The 20,908-nt window shown below is 42.6% G+C and carries 15 protein-coding genes; 14 read left to right on the forward strand and 1 reads right to left on the reverse strand.

Going from position 1 to position 20,908, the window contains the following annotated elements; genetic code table 11:
• The first annotated feature begins 22 nt into the window (after positions 1–22).
• From DWW33_RS11440 to DWW33_RS11450, 3 genes are all read left to right on the forward strand, one after another.
• A complete protein-coding gene (locus DWW33_RS11440; RefSeq protein WP_117947432.1) occupies positions 23–1,579 on the forward strand; it encodes a phosphate--AMP phosphotransferase in 1,557 nt (518 codons plus the stop codon).
• Positions 1,580–1,672: 93 nt separating this feature from the next.
• Positions 1,673–2,134, forward strand: a complete 462-nt coding sequence (locus tag DWW33_RS11445; protein ID WP_117698057.1) for a LytTR family DNA-binding domain-containing protein — start codon at positions 1,673–1,675, stop codon at positions 2,132–2,134.
• Positions 2,131–2,826: a LiaF transmembrane domain-containing protein gene (locus DWW33_RS11450; RefSeq protein WP_117842005.1), complete on the forward strand. Its 696-nt coding sequence runs from the start codon at positions 2,131–2,133 to the stop codon at positions 2,824–2,826. The genes DWW33_RS11445 and DWW33_RS11450 overlap by 4 nt, the downstream gene beginning before the upstream one ends.
• Before the next feature lie 58 nt (positions 2,827–2,884).
• Here DWW33_RS11450 and DWW33_RS11455 read toward each other — a convergent pair whose 3' ends face one another.
• Complete coding sequence (locus DWW33_RS11455; RefSeq protein WP_118639565.1) at positions 2,885–4,228, reverse strand: MATE family efflux transporter; 1,344 nt, start codon at positions 4,226–4,228, stop codon at positions 2,885–2,887.
• 457 nt (positions 4,229–4,685) lie between these two features.
• Between DWW33_RS11455 and DWW33_RS11460 the strand changes: the two genes are divergently transcribed.
• From DWW33_RS11460 to dnaG, 11 genes are all read left to right on the forward strand, one after another.
• The gene (locus DWW33_RS11460) at positions 4,686–5,000 is read left to right on the forward strand and encodes a metal-sensing transcriptional repressor (RefSeq protein ID WP_118173245.1); all 315 of its coding nucleotides are present in this window, start codon (positions 4,686–4,688) and stop codon (positions 4,998–5,000) included.
• A 14-nt stretch (positions 5,001–5,014) separates the two neighbouring features.
• Positions 5,015–7,648: a heavy metal translocating P-type ATPase gene (locus tag DWW33_RS11465; RefSeq protein WP_118639566.1), complete on the forward strand. Its 2,634-nt coding sequence runs from the start codon at positions 5,015–5,017 to the stop codon at positions 7,646–7,648.
• A 347-nt stretch (positions 7,649–7,995) separates the two neighbouring features.
• The gene (locus tag DWW33_RS11470; protein WP_117698062.1) at positions 7,996–9,303 is read left to right on the forward strand and encodes an alpha-amylase family glycosyl hydrolase; all 1,308 of its coding nucleotides are present in this window, start codon (positions 7,996–7,998) and stop codon (positions 9,301–9,303) included.
• A gap of 64 nt (positions 9,304–9,367) precedes the next feature.
• Positions 9,368–10,702 carry a methyl-accepting chemotaxis protein gene (locus tag DWW33_RS11475; protein WP_118639567.1) on the forward strand — a complete coding sequence of 445 codons (1,335 nt, stop codon included), beginning with the start codon at positions 9,368–9,370 and terminating at the stop codon, positions 10,700–10,702.
• Positions 10,703–10,793: 91 nt separating this feature from the next.
• The gene (locus DWW33_RS11480) at positions 10,794–11,537 is read left to right on the forward strand and encodes a DUF6062 family protein (RefSeq protein ID WP_117842000.1); all 744 of its coding nucleotides are present in this window, start codon (positions 10,794–10,796) and stop codon (positions 11,535–11,537) included.
• A 78-nt stretch (positions 11,538–11,615) separates the two neighbouring features.
• A complete protein-coding gene (locus DWW33_RS11485; RefSeq protein ID WP_117947427.1) occupies positions 11,616–13,211 on the forward strand; it encodes a potassium/proton antiporter in 1,596 nt (531 codons plus the stop codon).
• A gap of 352 nt (positions 13,212–13,563) precedes the next feature.
• Positions 13,564–14,073, forward strand: coding sequence for an RNA polymerase sigma factor (locus DWW33_RS11490; RefSeq protein WP_117947426.1), 510 nt, complete (start codon positions 13,564–13,566; stop codon positions 14,071–14,073).
• 65 nt (positions 14,074–14,138) lie between these two features.
• Positions 14,139–16,277, forward strand: coding sequence for a beta-propeller domain-containing protein (locus DWW33_RS11495; RefSeq protein WP_118639568.1), 2,139 nt, complete (start codon positions 14,139–14,141; stop codon positions 16,275–16,277).
• 457 nt (positions 16,278–16,734) lie between these two features.
• Positions 16,735–17,913 carry an aldo/keto reductase gene (locus tag DWW33_RS11505; RefSeq protein WP_118639570.1) on the forward strand — a complete coding sequence of 393 codons (1,179 nt, stop codon included), beginning with the start codon at positions 16,735–16,737 and terminating at the stop codon, positions 17,911–17,913.
• A 159-nt stretch (positions 17,914–18,072) separates the two neighbouring features.
• Positions 18,073–19,080: a deoxyguanosinetriphosphate triphosphohydrolase gene (locus DWW33_RS11510; RefSeq protein WP_022244023.1), complete on the forward strand. Its 1,008-nt coding sequence runs from the start codon at positions 18,073–18,075 to the stop codon at positions 19,078–19,080.
• 3 nt (positions 19,081–19,083) lie between these two features.
• A complete protein-coding gene (dnaG, locus tag DWW33_RS11515) occupies positions 19,084–20,865 on the forward strand; it encodes a DNA primase (protein ID WP_118639571.1) in 1,782 nt (593 codons plus the stop codon).
• Positions 20,866–20,908 lie beyond the last annotated feature (43 nt).

The raw sequence follows: 20,908 nt of genomic DNA on the forward strand, positions 1-20,908 counted from the left end.
TATAAGTGAAGGAGGATATGCGATGTTAGAGAAGGTAGATTTAAACCGGAAGATGGGGAAAAAGGAATATAAGGAGTGGATGGACGATTTGCAGCCAAAGTTATCCTATCTGCAGAGAGCCTGTAAGGAACAGAAGATTCCGGTTATGATTGTATTTGAGGGATTTGGTGCAGCAGGAAAAGGAACATTGATTAATAAAATCATTGAGCCTTTAGACCCGAGGGGATTTTCCGTTTATGCTACCGCAGTGGAGACCAAGGAAGAAAAAATGCATCCGTTCCTGTGGCGTTTCTGGACGAAGATTCCATCCCAGGGAAGAATTGCAATTTTTGACAGAAGCTGGTACCGGAGAGTGTTGGTGGACCGCTTTGACGGTGTGACCACAAAGGAGCAGCTTGATTATGCGTTTGGAGAAATCTGTTCCTTTGAAAAACAATTAACGGATGATGGCATGGTAATTATCAAATTGTTTGCAGATGTGTCAAAGAAGGAGCAGAAGAAGCGTTTTGATAAGCTTCTGGAAGATAAGAAGACTGCATGGCGGGTAACAAAGGACGATTTGGCGAGGAATAAGCATTATGAAGAATATCTTGCCATGAATGAAGAAATGCTGGAAAAGACGGATTCTGAATATGCACCGTGGCATATTTTAGAGTGCACCGACCGGGAATATGCAGCAGCAAAGATGACGGAAATCGTAGTTTCTGTGTTGGAGCAGGCAATCGCAGATAAGAAAGCCGAACAGGAGAAGAGGGAGCAGGAGAAAACAAAGGCGCAGGAAATAAAACAGGAAAAGGATACTTTGCAGGAAGCAGGAGCCGCATCACAAAAGGAGCAGGTACTTGAGAGCTCCGTATTGGCTGGAGTTGACCTTTCAAAGAAGATGGAAAAAGAGGAGTACAAAAAAGAACTTGCACGTCTTCAGGCAAGACTTTCCGAGCTTCATAATGAACTTTATAAATACCGGATTCCGGTGGTGCTGGCATTTGAAGGCTGGGATGCCGGTGGAAAAGGCGGAGCCATTAAACGGCTGACCCAGGCATTGGATCCAAGGGGCTATCAGGTAAATCCGGTGGCAGCACCCAATGATGCGGAGAAAACACATCATTATCTGTGGCGTTTCTGGAAACAGTTTCCAAAGGATGGTCATGTGGCAATATTTGACCGTTCTTGGTATGGCCGCGTTATGGTTGAGAGAATCGAAGGCTTCTGTCAGGAAGAAGAATGGAAGCGTGCTTACCATGAGATGAACGAAATGGAAGAGCAGCTGGCGCATCATGGAACCATTGTTTTAAAATTCTGGATGCACATTGATAAGGATGAGCAGGAGCGTCGTTTTAAGGAGCGTATGGAAAACCCGGCAAAGCAGTGGAAGATTACCGATGAGGACTGGCGCAACCGTGAGAAATGGGATGCTTATGAAAAGGCAGTGGATGAAATGCTGATTCGTACCTCTACCACTTATGCACCATGGATTTTAGTAGAGGCAGACTGCAAGTATTATGCCAGAATTAAAGTGCTTCGTACGGTGGTAGAAGCAATTGAGAAGCGTCTGAAAGAAGAAAAAGAACGGAAATAATTACCACTTGGTTCGTATTTCTTACCACTTATTCCAAAGGCATTTACAGAAAAATGTGTTTGTGTATAATGAGTGACATAGGAAGGAACGACAATGAAGATACGGATTGAATTAGACGAAAACTTAATAGAGGATGAAGTGCTGATTCGCTGCAGATCCTTAGATGAAAATGTAAGGAAAATACAGGAAGCCGTGTCACAGGTGCTTACCGGAAAACAGCAGTTAATCTGTTATAAGGAAGATACGGAATACTATCTGTCTTTGGATGAAATCCTGTTTTTTGAGACAGAGACCAAAGAGGTATGGGTGCATACAACAGATAAGATGTATCAGACCAGATATAAACTGTATGAGCTGGAAGAACTGTTGCCGGGACATTTTATGAGGGTTTCCAAATCCACGATTTTAAATACCAACCGGATTTACTCCATTACAAGAAATCTTACGGCATCAAGTGTGGTGGAATTTATGGGAAGCCATAAACAGGTATATGTATCAAGATATTACTACAAACCATTAAAATGTAAACTGGAAGAAAAGAGGATAAGAAAATGAAAAAAGAGAGAATCTTTTGGGGACTGTTTCTGATTTTTGGAGCGGTATTCCTGATTGTAAGCAAACTGGGACTGGTGGAAGGCATTGGCTTCTGGACGGTAATCGGAACAATATTTTTCGGTTGTATTTTATTAAGCAGCCTGATAAAGCTTCGATTTACCGGAATCTTTTTTTCACTGGCATTTCTAGGAATTATTTATGATGAACAGCTTGGCATACAGGCGATTACACCATGGCCGATACTTGGAGCGGCACTGCTTTTATCCATCGGCTTCGGTATCATTTTTAAGAAGAATACCACAAAATGTTGGAAAAAGAAAAAAGATACGGACTATGAGACCATTATAGATGAAGAGGATGGTAACCGGATTTCTTTCGATACCTCCTTTGGCGCATCCATCAAATATGTGAATACGGATGATTTCCAGTCTGCTTCCTTGGACTGCAGCTTTGGCAGCATGAAAGTGTATTTTGATAATGCAATGATGCAGCAGCCACAGGCAACGATTTATCTGGATGCATCCTTTTCCGGAGTAGAGCTTTATATTCCAAAGAGCTGGGCAATGATAAATAAAGTCCATGCAGCATTTGGTGCAGTGGAAGAGAAAAATCGGAATGTACCGGATGGTGTGCACAGTGTGATACTTACCGGAGAATGTAATTTTTCCGGCGTAACAATTATATATGTATAAGAAATAGCATAGAGAAAGCTGTCAGCAAAATTTTGCTGGCAGCTTTCTCTAATGTATTTTATGCCTGTGTGCCCGGAAGCCGGAGGCTTGATTTCATCAGCAGGGCTGCAATTGCGGCAGTGAGAATTTCCGTAATCCAGAAGGCATGGAATACGCACTGTGGACCAAAGGCTTTGCAGAGAACAAAAGCAAGCGGAATGATAAAAAGGATATAACGGAGCAGTGAAATAATTAAGGACTGTCCGCCCTTTGAAAGCCCTTCCAAAGCACCGGAGGCAGTAATGGATACGGTGGAAATCAGGAAACCACAGCAGATAATCCGAAGGGCATTGCTTCCCGCGGAAATTGTGGTGGCATTGTCTGTAAACATTCCGATAAGGTAAGGTGATGCAGTAAAGCAGATAATCATACCAAGAAGCATAATGACACCGTTCATACAGAGGGTAAGATGATAGATTTTCTTTACGCGCTTTATTTCACCGGCACCGTAATTGAAGCCCACCAGCGGACGCATCCCCTGGATAATTCCATTGGCAGGAAGGTAGAGGAAGGTCTGCAGCTTGTAATAGATTCCGACGACTACCACATAACACTGGTCATATGCGGCAAGGAGTCCGTTTAAAAATGAGATCAGTAAGGACGGCAGAGCCAGATTTAAGATGGCAGGGATGCCGATACCATATAATTTCAAATCAAGATGTTTATCCAGGATAAGATATTTTCTGCTAATCCGTACACTGATTGGGCGCAGAAAATAGGCAAAGAGATAAAAAATAAGAGTCAGCAGTTGTCCGATACCGGTGGCAAGGGCAGCTCCGCGCATTCCCATTTTCGGGAAAAAGCCAATTCCGAAAATCAAAAGCGGGTCTAAAATGATATTGGCAATACAGCCTAGCATCAGTCCAATCATGGAGACATTCATTCTGCCGACAGACTGAAAGACTTTTTCAAAGGTTAAATTCATCATAATAATGATACTGAATACAAATACAATATTTGCATATTCTACACCTAACTTAAGAACATTACTGTCGGTGGTAAAGCGGCTTAAAAACGTAGGAATCAGGGCAATGCTTCCAATCGTTAAAATGACACCATGCAAAATAGAAAAGAAGAACCCATGGGTTGCAGCAATATTGGCTTTTTCCCCTTCTTTTGCACCAAGGTGAAAAGAAATTAAAGCATTAATTCCGACACCAAATCCAATTGCCACAGCATTGATAAAATTCTGCACTGGATAGACCAGGGAAAGGGCAGTCATGGCATCTTCACTGATTTTAGCCACAAACAGACTGTCTATAATATTATAAAGAGAATTTACCAGCATGGAGATAACCATAGGAAGTGCCATGGTAGTCAGCAGTGGTAAAATCGGTTTTTCTTTCATAAAATATTCATTCATAATAATTGCTCCTTTTTTCTTTTTCTCACTAATCCAAAGTGTGAGAAAGAACAAAGAATGTGCCTTGGCACATTCTCGCACCTGCGGCGGTCGCTTGCGACATCTACATTATACGCCGCAGTGTGCATCCTCGCGGAGCGTTTTTTACTTTACAGGAAAGCAATTTCCTGTAAAGTAAAAAACGCCACACAATTATCACAAGGATAATTGTGTGGCGAAAAGTAGTCAGACTAGAAAAATCCACACCAGTTTTAGCGTTATGAAAATAGCATAAATCATAGGAAAAGTCAAGATAATATCATAGAGCGGAAGAGGATGGCTTGAATATGAATTGGAACATTCAATGGAAAAATGATTGACAAATACCCTGAGGGGGTATAATATGAGCATACCGGTAGGGGGTATGTGGCTATCGGGAAATGTGTATTGGAATGTGAAGATAGAAGGGAGCCTGACTATGGCAGAAGAAAAAGAGATGTGCCCATCCTGCTGTGGACGGAAGAAGCACAGACAGGAAGCAGAATATCAGGATTTATTAAAACGCTTGAACCGGATTGAAGGACAGGTGCGGGGTGTAAAGAAAATGTTGGAAGAAGACCGCTACTGTGTGGATATTTTAACGCAGGTGTCTGCAATTAATTCTGCACTGAACTCATTTAATAAAGTGTTGTTAGCGGAGCATATCAAATCCTGTGTGGTGGATGACATCCGTGCCGGAAAGGAAGAAGCGGTGGATGAGCTTTGTGCGACCCTTCAGAAACTGATGAAATAGAGGAGGACAAAAGTGTGAAACAGGAACGTTATGAAGTCACAGGTATGACGTGTTCTGCATGCTCTTCCCGTGTGGAAAAGTGTGTGTCAAAGATTGACGGAGTGGAAAATGTATCCGTAAATCTGCTGACCAACAGTATGCAGGTGTCCTATGACGAGAATAAGGTCAATGAAGATATCATTGTATCAGAAGTAGAGAAGGCAGGTTATGGTGCTGCACCGGCAAATGCCGGAAATGAGAAACGTACCGGCAAAGGGAAAAAGATAAATAAGGCAGAGCAGGAAATTCATGAGATGAAAATCCGTCTGATCTGGTCTGTTATTTTTCTGATTCCGATGATGTATATTTCCATGCACCATATGTTTTATGAATGGTTTGGAATTCCGGTACCGGGATTTATCAAGGCTGCATTTCACGGAGATGAGAATGCACTGGCATTTTCCTTTTCCCAGTTTTTATTGCTGCTTCCGATTATGTATCTGAACCGGAAATATTTTATTGTAGGATTTAAGAATCTTTTTGTGCACAGAAGCCCGAATATGGATTCGCTGATTGCACTTGGGGCATCGGCTTCCGTTATCTATGGTGTATTTGCCATTTTCCGGATTGGTTATGGCCTGGGACATCAGGATATAGCACTGGTAAGCCGGTACAGCATGGATATTTATTTTGAGTCTGCAGGAATGATTCTGACTTTGATTACTGTTGGAAAATATTTAGAGAGCCGTTCCAAAGGAAAGACCAGTGAAGCTATTGAGAAGCTGATGGACTTGGCTCCGAAGCAGGCAAAGGTCTTAAGAGATGGCAAAGAAGTTACGGTTCCGGCAGAGGAACTGGTAAAAGGTGATTTGGTGCTGGTTCGTCCCGGTGAAACCGTTCCGGTGGACGGAGTGATTGAAGAGGGACAGTCAAGCCTCGATGAATCTGCCATTACAGGGGAGAGCATTCCGGTATATAAGGAAGTGGGAGATACTGCAATTTCCGCAACTATTAACCAGAATGGTTTCTTGAAAATCCGTGCATCCAAGGTCGGGGAAGATACCACCATCAGCCAGATTATTCATCTGGTGGAAGAAGCTGGATCCAGTAAAGCACCGATTGCCAAGATGGCAGATAAGATTGCAGGAGTATTTGTGCCGGTGGTTATTACAATTGCCCTAATTGCTGCAATCATCTGGCTCATCAGTGGGGCAACCTTTGAATTTGCACTTTCTATTGGAATCGCGGTGCTGGTTATTTCCTGTCCGTGTGCCCTTGGACTTGCGACACCGGTAGCTATTATGGTAGGAACCGGAAAAGGTGCAGAAAACGGAATCCTGATTAAGTCCGGCGAAGCACTGGAAACGGCGCACAGTATCGATACCGTAGTTATGGATAAGACCGGAACCATAACAGAAGGTAAGCCAAGAGTTACAGATGTGAGTGTTGGAACCACAGAATTAAACGAAAAAGAATTTGTGGCAATTGCAGCAGGCGTTGAGCAGGGAAGCGGGCATCCGCTGGCACAGGCAATTCTGCAGTATGCGAAGGAGCAGGAGATTATGCCCCTTGCCATGAAGAATTTTAAGACAATTCTGGGCAGAGGAATTGAGGCAGAAGACGAAAATGCATCTTATTATGCGGGAAACGAAGCCTTTATGAAAGAAAAGGGAGTGTCATTGGATGACCTTGGAGATACTCTGGACAAGCTGGCAGAAGAAGGAAAGACTCCATTAATCTTTGCGAAAAACAACAGCCTTCTGGGTATCATTGCAGCAGCAGATGTGGAAAAGAAAACCAGCCGCTATGCTATTGAAGCATTCCGTAAGATGCACATTGAGGTAGTAATGCTGACCGGAGACCATAAACGTACCGCCGAAGCTATTCGTAAGAAGCTTGGAATTCCAAAAGTAATTGCAGAAGTATTGCCGGAGGATAAGGAACGGCATATTGCCAAACTGCAGCAGCAGGGACATAAGGTTGCCATGATTGGAGACGGAATCAATGATGCACCGGCACTGGCAAGAGCTGATGTAGGAATTGCCATTGGAGCAGGAACAGATGTGGCAATCGAAAGTGCAGATGCGGTACTGATGCGGAATGATCTGATGGATGCCGTAACAGCCATCCGGTTAAGCAAAGCGGTTATCCGCAATATCAAGGAGAACCTGTTCTGGGCATTCTTCTATAACAGCATTGGAATTCCACTGGCAGCAGGCGTTTTATACCCGGCATTTCATATTAAATTAAATCCGATGTTCGGTGCAGCCGCCATGAGTTTAAGCAGCGTCTGTGTTGTTTGCAATGCTCTCCGGTTAAAGCTTTTTAAGCCGCAGCGATTAGAGCAGACGGCAGGAAATGTGGCAGAACAGATAGCGGAAAAAGCAACAGGAAGTCAGACAGAACAGACAACAGAAAAAGTGACAGATAATAATGAAAATTATAAGGAGGATAATAAAATGAAAGAAACACTTAAAATTGAAGGAATGATGTGTGAACATTGCAAGAAACATGTGGAAGAAGCATTAAATGCCATGGAAGGAGTACAGGCAGCTGTCAGCCTTGAGACAAAGAGTGCTGAAGTAACCATGGACAAAGAGATTCCGGATGCAGCATTTGCAGAAGTGATTGAAAAAGCAGGATATCAGCTTACCGGTGTTGAAAAATAACAAAATAACGTTATGAAAATCAAAAAAAATTAGGAAAAATGCAAGAAAAAAATTCCCTTATGCTATAAAGTTATGTTATAATAAATGTAATTGAAACAACATGGGCGAAGGCAGAGGGAAGAAGTTAGGAGGACGGTTCCCGCAAAAGGAACCGTCCTCTTTTCCTTTACAGGAAATTGCTTTCCTGTAAAGGAAAAAACGCTCCGCGAGGATGCACACTGCGGCGTATAAGGCAGATGCCGCAAGCGACCGCCGCAGGCGCGGGAATGTGCCAAGGCACATTCTTTATTCCGCAGGTAGCGGGAAAAACCACAGCACATGATGGACAGACAGGAGGAACAGTTTTTATGTGGTCATATGACAGTGTATTTTATCAGATTTCAACATTGGGATTTTGCGGGGCACCAACAGAAAATGATGGTGTTCTGGCTCATCGGATAAAGAAAGTGGAAGATTGGATTCCGCATATGGTAAAGCTTGGAGTGGATGCAATATATTTCTGTCCGGTTTTTGAATCAGACCGTCACGGTTATGATACCAGGGATTATACAAAGTTAGATGTAAGACTTGGAACCAATGAGGACTTTAAAGAAGTATGTGGAAAATTACATGACAACAATATCAAAGTAGTGTTGGACGGAGTGTTTAACCATGTGGGAAGAGGCTTCTTTGCATTTCAGGATTTACTGAAAAACAGAGAGAATTCTCCATATAAGGACTGGTTCACAAATGTGAATTTTGGCTGGAATAATAATTATAACGACGGACTTTCCTATGAAGGCTGGGAAGGACATAATGAGCTGGTAAAACTGAATTTGCGGAATGAAGAAGTAATCCGGCATATCTTTTCAGCAGTAGAAGGATGGATAAAAGAATTTGATATTGACGGACTGCGTCTGGATGTTGCATACAGTCTGGATATGGATTTTGTAAGAAGATTACGTCAGTTCGTAGATTCGAAAAAGGATGATTTTTATCTCCTGGGCGAGATGATTCATGGTGATTATAACCGTCTTCTGGATGAACAGAATATGTTGCATAGTGTAACAAATTATCAGGCATATAAGGGAATGTGGTCCAGCTTTAATGACCGCAACCTCTTTGAAATCAATTATACCCTGGAGCAGCATTTCTGTGGAATGTATCAGGGCAAACATTTATTAAATTTTCTGGATAACCATGATGTGAACCGTCTGGCAAGCACTTTAAAGGAAAAAGAACATCTTCCACTGGTATATGCAATGCTGTTTGCAATTCCTGGCATTCCATGTGTCTATTATGGCGGTGAATGGGCAGCAGAGGGAAAGAAGGAAAATGGCGGGGATGAAGCACTCCGTCCTTCCTTTGAAGCACCGGAATGGAATGAACTTACCGATTATATTTCCAGACTGGCGAAGGTTCATAAATCGGAAAAAGCACTTTGCTATGGTAGCTACCGAAAGGTATTCTTAACAAACCGGCAGATTGTATTTGAGAGAAGCTTTGAAGGTGAGCGGATTCTTGTAGCAATCAATCTGGAAGAGAATCCCTTCCATGCATCCTTTGATGCAGGAGCAGCAGAAGCAGTTGACCTGCTGACCGGAGAAAAAGCGGTATTTCAGGGTGGTCTCGATATGCCGGCATTTTCCGCAGCTTATTTAAAGATAACCGGATAAAAAGATAATACATAAGAATAAGAATAAGAATAAGAGATAAGAGCTATAAGGAGGAAGTGCAGTAATGGCAGAAAAACGTAAATCTTCAGAAAAAAGTAATATAGGAAAGAAACTGGCACTTGGATTAATTGCAGTAATTTCACTCCCGATTTTTCTGGTTGGACTTGCCGGAATTATCATAATGCATCTGGTACAGAATACAGCATTAAATGCAGGTGTGGGAACGATTATTTTAATTGTGGTTTTAGCGGTATTTGTGGCAGGTTCCCTGTGGCTTGCAGTAGCAATTGCCGGAAAACTGAAAGCTGTAATTGGAAGTATGGATAAGATTGCGGATGGAAGCCTTCAGTTAGAAGAACCAAAACATAATGAAAAAAATGATGAAATCAGCAAATTGTTAGGCTCTGCCAATGATTTGGTAAGAAGCTTTGCACAGATTGTAACCGGAATCCGTAGAGCCAGCAGGGAATTAAGCGAACTGTCTACGACATTCAGCCAGTCCTTTGACACTATGAATGAAGCGTTGGATCAGGTGAGCGGTGAAGTTGCTTCCATTACAGATAATACCGTTTCACAGGCAGAGAAAACACAGCATGTACAGCAGAAAGTAGCAGAAATCGGTAATGCCATTGAAGTGATTGCCAGCAATATTACACTTCTTTCGGACAGTGCATTAAAAATGAAAGACTGCAATGAATCAGCAGAGGTGATTATGCAGCAGCTGGTGGAAATCAGCAGACAGAACAGGCAGTCTATTGATGAAGTGCAGAGCCAGACAGACAGAACCAATCAGTCTGCCTTACAGATTCGTACTGCAACAGAGATTATTGCAGGAATTGCAAGCCAGACAAATCTGCTTGCTTTAAATGCAAGTATTGAAGCTGCACGGGCAGGAGAACAGGGAAAAGGATTTGCCGTAGTTGCAGAAGAAATCCGTACCTTGGCAGACCAGTCCAGAGAGTCTTCAGAGCAGATTAATAAAATTGTTAATGAACTGATTGATAATTCTAATGTCAGTGTAGACATTACCGGAAAAGTATCAGAAGCATTTGAACAGCAGAATGCAAAGATTCGCGAGACAGAGACAATCTTTACTGCCTTGAATCATGAAATTGAAAGTGTCAGCACTTCTATTCAGGGAATCAATTCAGAAGTCGGTGGCTTGAATGAACATAAGAGTGCCATTGAAGAGAAAATGGATTCGCTTGCTGCAGCAGCAGAGACAAATACAACAAGTGCCAGAGATACATCTGAGGCAATGAATGAGTTTGAAGCTTTGGTAGAAGAATGTAAGAATGCAACTGCCAGAATTACTTCTGTAGTAGCAGAACTGGATGAAAATATCCGTAAGTTTAATGTTTCTTCCATGAAAGAAGAAGTAGAGAAAAACATGATGTAATAAACGGTATACAATTGCAAAGAGAAGGGTATTCCACAGGCCGAAGGAGTGCATATGGAATACCCTTTTGTGTATCTTTAAGGAGATTAAAATGAAAACAGAGATTTATACGATACCAATACAGGATGCATTTGCAGAGGAAAGCGAATGTCCGGTCTGCAGAATGTATCAGAAATTAGAAGAAAATGCTATCAATTATACCATTGGACCGGGCGCAAGTTATATGGAGGGAGATATCCGGGAGCAGAGCGATGAACAGGGCTTCTGTCAGAAGCATTTGGAAATGTTATATGAATATCCGAATAAATTAGGACTTGCCATGATGTTAAAGACCCATATGGATAAGACAGCTAAGGAGTTAAAAAAAGCAATGAAAGCACCACTGCCTCAGGCAGCTGTACTTTTCAGGAAAAAGAGCCAGACGGTCCATCCGGTGATTACCTTTGTGGAAGAAAAAGAGAAAAAGTGCTTTGTGTGTGATTACATTAATCACAGCTTTACAAATTATATCAATACCATTTACTATTTATATGAAAAAGAAGAGGACTTCCGCAAACAGTTTGCAGCATCCAAAGGCTTTTGTGTAAATCATTATAAAGTTCTGTTTTCCGGTGCCCCGGAATATATGGGTAAGAAATACCTGAATGAATTTCTGATGACTTTAAATGAGACTTTTATTAACGGATATGAGAGGGTGCGGGATGATTTAGAATGGTTCATCTGTAAGAATGATTACCGTTATAAGGAGCAGCCTTGGAAGAATGCAAGGGATGCACTGCAGAGAGGACTGGTAAAGGCAGGAAGTATCATGGAGGCAGAAGAAAAGAAGGAATAGGTAGAGGTAATAAAAGAAAAGGGGATAGAAGAAGACGTAAGAGCAACAGGTAAATAAAAACAGGAAAGAGAGGTATTTATGACAAGCTATATTTTACTGGTAGCAGCAGTGATTTTATTGTGCCTGTCATTGAATAAAATGTCCAACAAACTGGGAATTCCAATGCTGTTGGCATATATTCTTCTTGGCATGATGTTTGGAACAGATGGAATTTTAAAGATTCCTTTTGATAATTTTACGATTGCCGAACAGATTTGTACGGTGTCCTTAATCTTTATCATGTTTTACGGTGGATTTGGAACCAACTGGAAACAGGCAAAGCCGGTGGCTGGTAAAGCAGTATTATTATCAACAGTGGGTGTTATATTGACCGCAGTAACAACCGGAGCATTCTGTCATTTTATATTGAAAATGGATTTCTGGGAAAGTATGCTGATTGGCTCTGTAATCAGTTCTACGGATGCGGCATCGGTCTTTTCAATCCTTCGTTCCAGACGGCTGAATCTTAAGAACAATACTGCATCCATGCTGGAGGTGGAAAGTGGTAGTAATGACCCATGTTCTTATATGCTGACCGTAATTATATTAACGATAATGAGCGGAAAATTAAGTGGTTCTTCGCTGGTTGTCATGATATTCTCACAGATTATTTTTGGCATATTAGTGGGGGTAGTTGTGGCACTGGCAGCAGCATTCATTTTAAAAAAAGTGAATTTTGCAACGGATGGATTTGATACGATATTTGTATTCAGTATGGCACTGGTATCCTACGCCGGAGCATCCATGATAAATGGAAATGGTTATCTGGCAGCATATATTGCCGGAATTATCCTTGGCAACACTCCCCTTCATCACAAAAAATCACTGGTGCATTTCTTTGACGGAATCACCGGATTGATGCAGATGCTGATTTTCTTCCTGCTTGGTCTGCTGGCATATCCATCCCAGCTGCCGAAGATACTGCCGATTGCACTGGCAATTGCGGTATTTTTAACATTTGTGGCAAGGCCGGTTTCTGTATTTGCTATCTTGATGCCATTCCGCTGCCCGGTAAAGCAGCAGCTTCTGGTGTCCTGGGCGGGGCTTCGTGGAGCGGCATCCATAGTATTTGCAATTATGGCAACAGTAAGCCCGGCATATACGAAAAATGATTTGTTCCACATAGTTATTTTCATTGTCCTGTTCTCTATCAGTATTCAGGGTACACTGCTTGGACTGGTGGCGAAGAAGCTTGACATGATAGACGAAAATGGCAACGTCATGAAGACCTTCAGTGACTACTCCGATGAAATGCCGGTGGAGTTTGTTAAAATCAGCATCAAGGCGGGACATCCATGGGAGAACCGCAAGATAAAAGACCTTGCTTCCCTGCCGGATTTATTACTGGTGCTGATTCTAAGAGGCGAGGAGCGTATCATTCCAAATGGCAACACGGTAGTGCTTGCCGGAGACAAGATTGTCTTAAGTGCTTTATCTCCGGAAGAAAATCTTGGCATCTGTCTGACAGAAATCCCAATCGAAAAAGACAGCAAGTGGATTGGAAAGCCATTATCCAGAATAAAACTGGGAGAAGAGAAGCTGGTTCTTGTTCTAAAGCGGAATGAGAAGGTTGTGATACCGAACGGAAATACTGTGATTCGTGAAAATGATGTGCTGGTAATCAGCCAGTTATAAATATGTTTTTTTGAATTTTGAAGAATAGCAGGAGTGTTCGCCGAAGTGCAGATGCATTTTAAGGGCTGTTAAGGGCACTTGGAATTTCGTTAGATATTAGGCAATGCCGGCACAAGGATGTGCCGGCAAGGTGCATAGGAACATGGATGTGACTTTGCACCGGTTGCCGGATATAAAAATGATTTTTCGAAATTCTTAGTGCCCTTTACAGCACTTAGACAGCATCTGTATTCGGTGAAGAGTACTGCTATTTTTAAAAATTTAAAAATATATGCAACAGAATGGAATTCAGCGACACTATATATATGAGACCGGTCAAAGGAAAGGACATAGGAAGGTATAGGGTGAGCATATGGAGCAGGAACTGCAGCTGGTGCGCAGGGCACAAAGTGGGGATACCGGTGCATTTGCACAATTATATGAAGGCGTTTATCAGGACTTGTATCGCTTTGCGTTATATGTGCTGAAGCATCCGCAGGATGCACAGGATGTGGTCAGCGATACCGTGACAGATGCATTTGCACAAATCGGGGAGCTTCGAAAGACAGAAGCGTTCCGGGCGTGGATATTCCGTATTTTAAGTAATAAGTGCAAACGTAAATTAAAAGAGTATGCGACCCGTCCGGAAGAGCTGACACCGGAGCTTTTAGAGCATCTGGGAAAATCCGGAATGGATGAGCATGCAGCAGTCCGGAGCCTGTTCTTTGAGCTGCCTTCCGAGGAACGAATGATTATCGCCATGCATTTATTCTGTGGGTATAGCAGCAAGGAAATCGGAAAACTGTTAGCCCTTAACGAAAATACCGTCCGCTCAAAAGAGAGCCGGGGAATAAAGAAAATGGTGGAGAAATATTGGAAGTGAGAAACGGAAGATATGCAAAAAGTCTGAAAAACAACAGAAAATTCAGATGAGATGGAGGTGCCGGTATGAATGAACAGGAGATTTTAACCCAGTTAAGAAAAGCGGCGGAAGAGATAGAGATACCAGAGACTCTGAAACCGGAACAGATAGAAAAACAATTACAGGAACAGAAAGCAAAACAGCAGCAGGAAAATCAGCACTTGGAACCGAAAAAATCGAAGAAAATAATTCCATGGCGCAGACTTGGAAGTATGGTGGCAGTGCTGGCACTGGTAGTATGCAGCGGAATTTATATAACAGTGACCCGTTTCGATAAGAATTCCGGTACAGGGCAGACGGATTCCGTAGCAATGACAGATACGCAGCAGACTGTGGGAGAAGCAGATGAAACAGGGTATGTGGATGTGGCAGCTCTTGGAACAATGTATCATCCTGCATCGGATTATAAGGAGGTATATCAGACCCTTCTTAAGGGGTATCAGCAGAATTGGATAGAAGATCTGGAAACAAGTGCGGAGACAAGCGAAGCTGCATCGGGAGCAATGAATTCCGGCAGTGACGAATATTACTACAGTGATGAAGCTAAGTACGGAAGTGCCGATGCCGATTTGCTGGAGAGCAGCAAGGAAGGCGGAAAAGATTATTCTACGACAAATCTGCAGATGGAAGGTGTAGACGAGAGTGATATTGCTAAAATTGATGGCAGTTACATTTATACGGTAGAGGATAAATACATTGTTATAACGGATATCCGGGATGGAAAATTAGAAGAAGTAACACGATTTCTCCCGAAAGACTGTGGCGCAGCAGACCGGGTGATGGAAATTTATGTGGATGGAGACCAGCTGATTCTGGTTGTGCAGGGCTATGAGACATCCTTGGGCGAAAGCAGCAAAGCTGGCTCTGATAAGGAAAACTCAGATAAAGAAAGCTCAGATGAAGAAATTGCTGTATCAGATGCTTCTGAAGACAGTGCATTCTGCTATAAAATGAATGGAAAAAGCACCACACAGATTCAGGTATACAGTATCGTAGACCGCAGGAATCCGGAATTTGAAGGAAGATTAATCCAGGATGGTTATTATAATACTTCCCGGAAAATCGGAGATGTAGTCTATCTTTTTACACAGTATCATATGACATCCGATGTGGTGGGATATGTAGAAAAGGAATATACCTCAGTGATTCCGAAGGTAAATGGAGAAAAGGTTGCCGCCGGTGAAATTTATCTGCCGGAGTCATCAGGAGAAAGTGGTATACTGGTTTCTTCACTGGATGTAAATAAGCCGGATAAAGTGCTGGACAGTAAGCTTGTAATCTCTGGATATGCCCAGACTTATATCAGCAAAGATGCCCTGTATTTATATGAGGAAGATTATGATGGAGCAATGATTACCAATATTGCAAAATTTGCACTGGATGAGGGCAGAATCAGTGGTGTGGCGGCAACGGCAGTAAGGGGTTATGTCAGAGATACCTTTGCAATCAATGCCAGTGATGGATATCTCAGGGTATTGACCACCGATTATAGTACAGAGGATGAGGTGAATGCACTTTATATTCTGGATGAGAACTTGAAATTAACCGGACAGTTGACGGGCATTGCACCGGGAGAAGAAATCTATGCTGCCCGTTTTATGGGAAACACTGGTTATTTTGTAACCTACCGGAATACCGACCCGCTGTTTACCGTGGATTTATCAGACCCGGCAAAACCGGAAATTATCGGCGAACTCAAGGTGACCGGCTTCTCCGAATATCTGCATTTCTGGGATGATACACATTTGCTGGGCATCGGTTATGAATCTGATGAGAAGACCGGAAATATAGAAAACATTAAGCTTTCCATGTTTAATATAGAAAATCCGGGAGAAGTAACCGAAGAGGCAAAGCTTGTATTAAAGGATGTAGATTATAGCGAAGCATTATATGATTATAAGAGTGTCATCATTTCAAAAGATAAGAATTTAATCGGTCTGGTTTGTGAGGATTATAGCGGCAGCGGAATAAAACAGACCTATCAGATATATTCCTATGAAAATGGAATCTTTAAGAAACAGGCAGAAATTCCGGGCATTAACGGAGTCAATTACGAAAATGTCCGTGGAATGTATAGTGGCAATGTATTTTACCTCTGGATTAATGATAACATTACATCCTATGACATGGCCGATGGATTTAAAAAGATAAAGGAGCGGGAGTGATTCTTGCAAAACTTTCCCGATAGCTTTATAATGACAATATATGTGCCGGGTGGTGGTATGAAAATATCATCACCCGGCAACTTATGCAGAATCGGTGACTGCGAACTGGAGAAATGATAATAAGGATGTCTTACCGCTGCTTTGACTGGATACGCCTTTTGTACGCCTGTAGCGAATACTGCTCCAGCTGCAAGGGGCTCTAAGAATTTTGAAAAAGCTATTTTATATATGGCAAACGGTGCAAAGTCACATCCATGTTCCTCTGCACCTCGCTGGTACATCCTTGTACCAGCGTTGCCGGGTTTTGCCAAAATTCTAAGAGCCCCTAACAGTCTGCACAAATGTATTCGCCTACAGGCGAACAGAAGGCAGTATCTTGTCAAACATTGTGAAGACAGACTTATTATCATTAAACATTTCGCAGCAGCCATAACAACAAGTGCAAGGGAGAATAAACATGCAATATAGAGAAAATCCGGGAAACAAAGACCAGCTGTCCATCTTAGGCTACGGCTGCCTGCGTTATTCAAAGAAGGGAACCGCAATCGACCAGGAAAAGGCAGAGCGGGAGATGGCAGCAGCAGTGGAAGCCGGGGTCAATTATTTTGATACCGCATATACTTACGGTGGAAGTGAAGCCTGTCTGGGAAAATTTTTGGCAAAAGGCTATCGGGATAAAGTGAAGATTGCGACCAAACTGCCGCATTATTACATAAAAGCAGAAGGGGATATGGAACGGTATTTTAAGGAGCAGTTAGAACGCCTTCAGACGGATCATGTGGAATATTATCTGATGCATATGCTGAATGATATTGCAGCATGGGAGCGTCTTACAGAACTTGGTATACAGGACTGGATTGCAGAGAAGAAACAATCAGGACAGATTGGAAATATCGGTTTTTCTTTCCATGGAGGAGCAAATCAGTTTAAGAAGATTATAGATGCTTATGACTGGGATTTCTGCCAGATACAGTATAACTATATGGATGAGCATACCCAGGCAGGAACAGAAGGCTTAAAATATGCAGCAGCAAAGGGAATTCCGGTGATTATCATGGAACCGCTGCGGGGAGGCAGACTGGTCAACGCACTGCCAAAGGATGCCAGAGGTATATTTGCATCCGCAGAACCACATCGTTCCCCGGCAGAATGGGGACTCCGCTGGATATGGAATCATCCGGAAGTAACTGTGGTACTTTCCGGAATGAATGATATTGCACAGGTAGAAGAAAATGTGCGGATAGCATCAGATGCCACAGCAAATGCACTGACAGAAGAAGAACTGGAAATTTTTGAAAAAGTGAAGAAGTCAATTAATCAGCATATGAAAGTGCCATGTACCGGCTGCGGCTACTGTATGCCATGCCCTCATGGAGTAGATATTCCGACCTGTTTTGCAGCATATAATACACGCTATACCGACAGCTTTTATTCCGGTATGAAGGCATATATTATGTGTACCACTTTAAAGACAAATCCGACCAATGCTTCAAAATGCCGTCAGTGCGGAAAATGTGAGAAACACTGCCCGCAGTCCATTGCCATCCGGCAGGAATTAAAACAGGTGGCAAAGAAGATGGAGAATCCGGTTTATAAGGTAGCAAGGGCGATTTCGAAGCGCATTGGAAAGTATTAGAAAAAATATTATGAAATTTTGTAAAAAATAAAGGAAATTTGAAGGTGGACACAGAATTATAATAGCAGAGGTCGAATGACGTCCTCATAATGGTAAAGATGATGGCAGTGCATTTACATCATGAAATGGTGATGTGACAGGAAGGGAGAAGATAAGGATATGACAATTCGGGAACGGATGGAGCGCATGGAGCATGAGATGTTAAGCCCTTATGCAGCATTAAGCGAGAATTCCAAAGGACGGGATTATCCGGAGGCACCTTGTGATATACGTCCCGTATACCAGAGAGACAGAGACCGTATTCTCCACTGTAAGGCATTCCGCCGTCTGAAGAATAAGACGCAGGTGTTCTTAACACCGAAGGGTGACCATTATCGTACCCGTATGTCGCATACCTTAGAGGTATCACAGAATGCCAGAACCATTGCAAAGGCACTGCGGCTGAATGAAGATCTGGTGGAAGCCATTGCATTAGGGCATGATTTGGGACATACGCCATTTGGTCATGCCGGAGAGCGGGTGTTAAATGAACTTTGCTCCGGTGGTTTTAAACATAATAAACAGAGCGTACGTATCGTAGAAAAATTGGAAAAAGGCGGACAGGGACTGAATCTGACCTGGGAAGTGCGGGATGGCATTTTAAATCATCAGACCAGTACGATGCCGCATACACTGGAAGGCAAAATCGTCCGTTTCTCCGATAAAATCGCCTATATTCATCATGATATCGATGATGCGGTGCGTGGAAAGATAATGGTGGAAGAAGATATTCCAATTGAGATACGGAAGGTATTGGGAAAGAATTCGGCAGACCGGCTGGATACACTGATTCATGATATTATTACCAACAGCATGGATAAGCCGGATATCATTATGTCCGATGAAATTTTCCAGGCAATGCAGGATTTACGGAAGTTCATGTTTGTAAGCGTATATACCAATTCCATTGCCAAAGGAGAAGAGACAAAGGCAGAAGGATTACTCAGCAAACTGTTTACATATTATATGGAACATCCGATGACGATGCCGGCACAGTATACCGATATGATCGCGGAAGGCGAAGAGGAAGAACGGGTAGTATGTGATTATATCGCAGGAATGACCGATCAGTATGCAATTGCCAAATTCTCAGAATATTTTGTACCGAAAGCTTGGCAGGTGAATTAAGGAATGGCATATTATTCAGATGAATTAATAGAAGAAGTACGTTCCAGAAATGATATTGTAGATGTGATTTCCGGATATGTACGGTTGACAAAAAAAGGCAGCACGTATTTTGGACTGTGCCCCTTCCATAATGAAAAGACCGGTTCTTTTTCCGTATCACCGAATAAGCAGATGTATTACTGCTTTGGATGCGGAGCAGGCGGAAATGTATTTACCTTTCTGATGCAGTATGAGAACTTTTCATTCCCGGAAGCGATGGAGGCATTGGCAGAGCGTGCCGGAATCGAACTGCCGAAGCAGGAAATGAGTGCCCAGGCAAAGAAAGAAGCAGACAAACGCCAGATTCTGTTAGAGATTAACAAGGCAGCTGGCAAATATTATTATATGCTGCTGAGGAGTGGACACGGAAAACAGGCGTATGAATATTTTAAAAAGAGAGAATTATCGGATGCCACCATGCAGAAGTTTGGGCTTGGCTATTCGGATAAATACAGTGATGATTTGTACCGCTATTTAAGAAAGCTTGGATATGATGATGCAATCTTAAAGGAATCCGGTCTTGTGTCCATTGACGAAGTCCGGGGTGGACATGATAAATTCTGGAATCGTGCCATGTTTCCGATTATGGATGTGCATAATAAAGTAATCGGATTTGGTGGACGAGTCATGGGGGATGGTGAACCGAAATACTTAAACTCGCCGGAAACCAAAGTTTTTGATAAGAGCCGGAATCTGTATGCATTGAACTTTGCAAGGCAGACCAAGAAACCGCAGATGCTCTTATGTGAAGGCTATATGGATGTAATTGCATTGCATCAGGCAGGCTTTGACAATGCAGTGGCATCCTTAGGAACCGCGTTTACAAGTGGACATGCCAGTCTGCTGAAACGATATACGAAGGAGGTTTATCTTACCTTCGACAGCGACGGTGCCGGAATTAAGGCAGCACTCCGTGCAATCCCGATTTTAAAAGAAGTAGGGCTGACAGCCAAAGTCATCAACATGAAGCCGTACAAAGACCCGGATGAATTCATCAAGGCACTTGGAGCGGAAGAATATCAGAAGCGGATTGATGCGGCAGAAAACAGCTTTATGTTTGAAATCAGGATTTTAGAGCAGAAATATGATATGAAGGACCCGGAAGGAAAGACCGCATTCCAGACTGAAGTGGCAAAGAAACTGCTTGATTTTACCACGGAACTGGAACGGAACAATTATATGGAAGCTGTGGCTGATAAATATCATATGAGCTTTGAAGCACTCCGGAATCTGGTAAACCAGCTGGGCACCCAGGGAGGACTTGTAAAAGAGCGGACACCGCTTAAGAGTGGGCTGAATGAGAAGAAGCATAAGAAAGAGGACGGCATGAAGCAGTCCCAGAAATTGCTTTTGACCTGGCTCATAGAATATGATAATCTGTACGATAAAATCAAAGATATCATTACACCGGAAGATTTTACGGAAGACATTTTCCGTAAGGTGGCAGAGTTTCTCTACGAGCAGAAGAAGTCGGGAACTGTCAATCCGGCACAGATTATCAGTTTATTTGCAGAAGAAGAGGAACAGCGGGAAGTTGCAGAGCTCTTCCATGCGAGAATCCATGAAGTGGATTCTGCTGCAGAGCGGGATAAGGCGTTAAAAGAGACGATTCTGCGGGTGAAGGATAACAGCATCTCCTATCGTTCGGCGCACTTAGAACCTACGGATATGCAGGGCTTGCAACAGCTTGTGGCAGATAAGAGAACCTTGCAGAATATGGAGAAAATGCATATTTCTATAGATTGAGGACAAAATACTATTTAGTCCCGTTTATATGACGAATCATGAG

The organism is Roseburia sp. AF15-21, from assembly GCF_003479505.1.
GTDB classification, from domain to species: domain Bacteria; phylum Bacillota; class Clostridia; order Lachnospirales; family Lachnospiraceae; genus Roseburia_C; species Roseburia_C amylophila.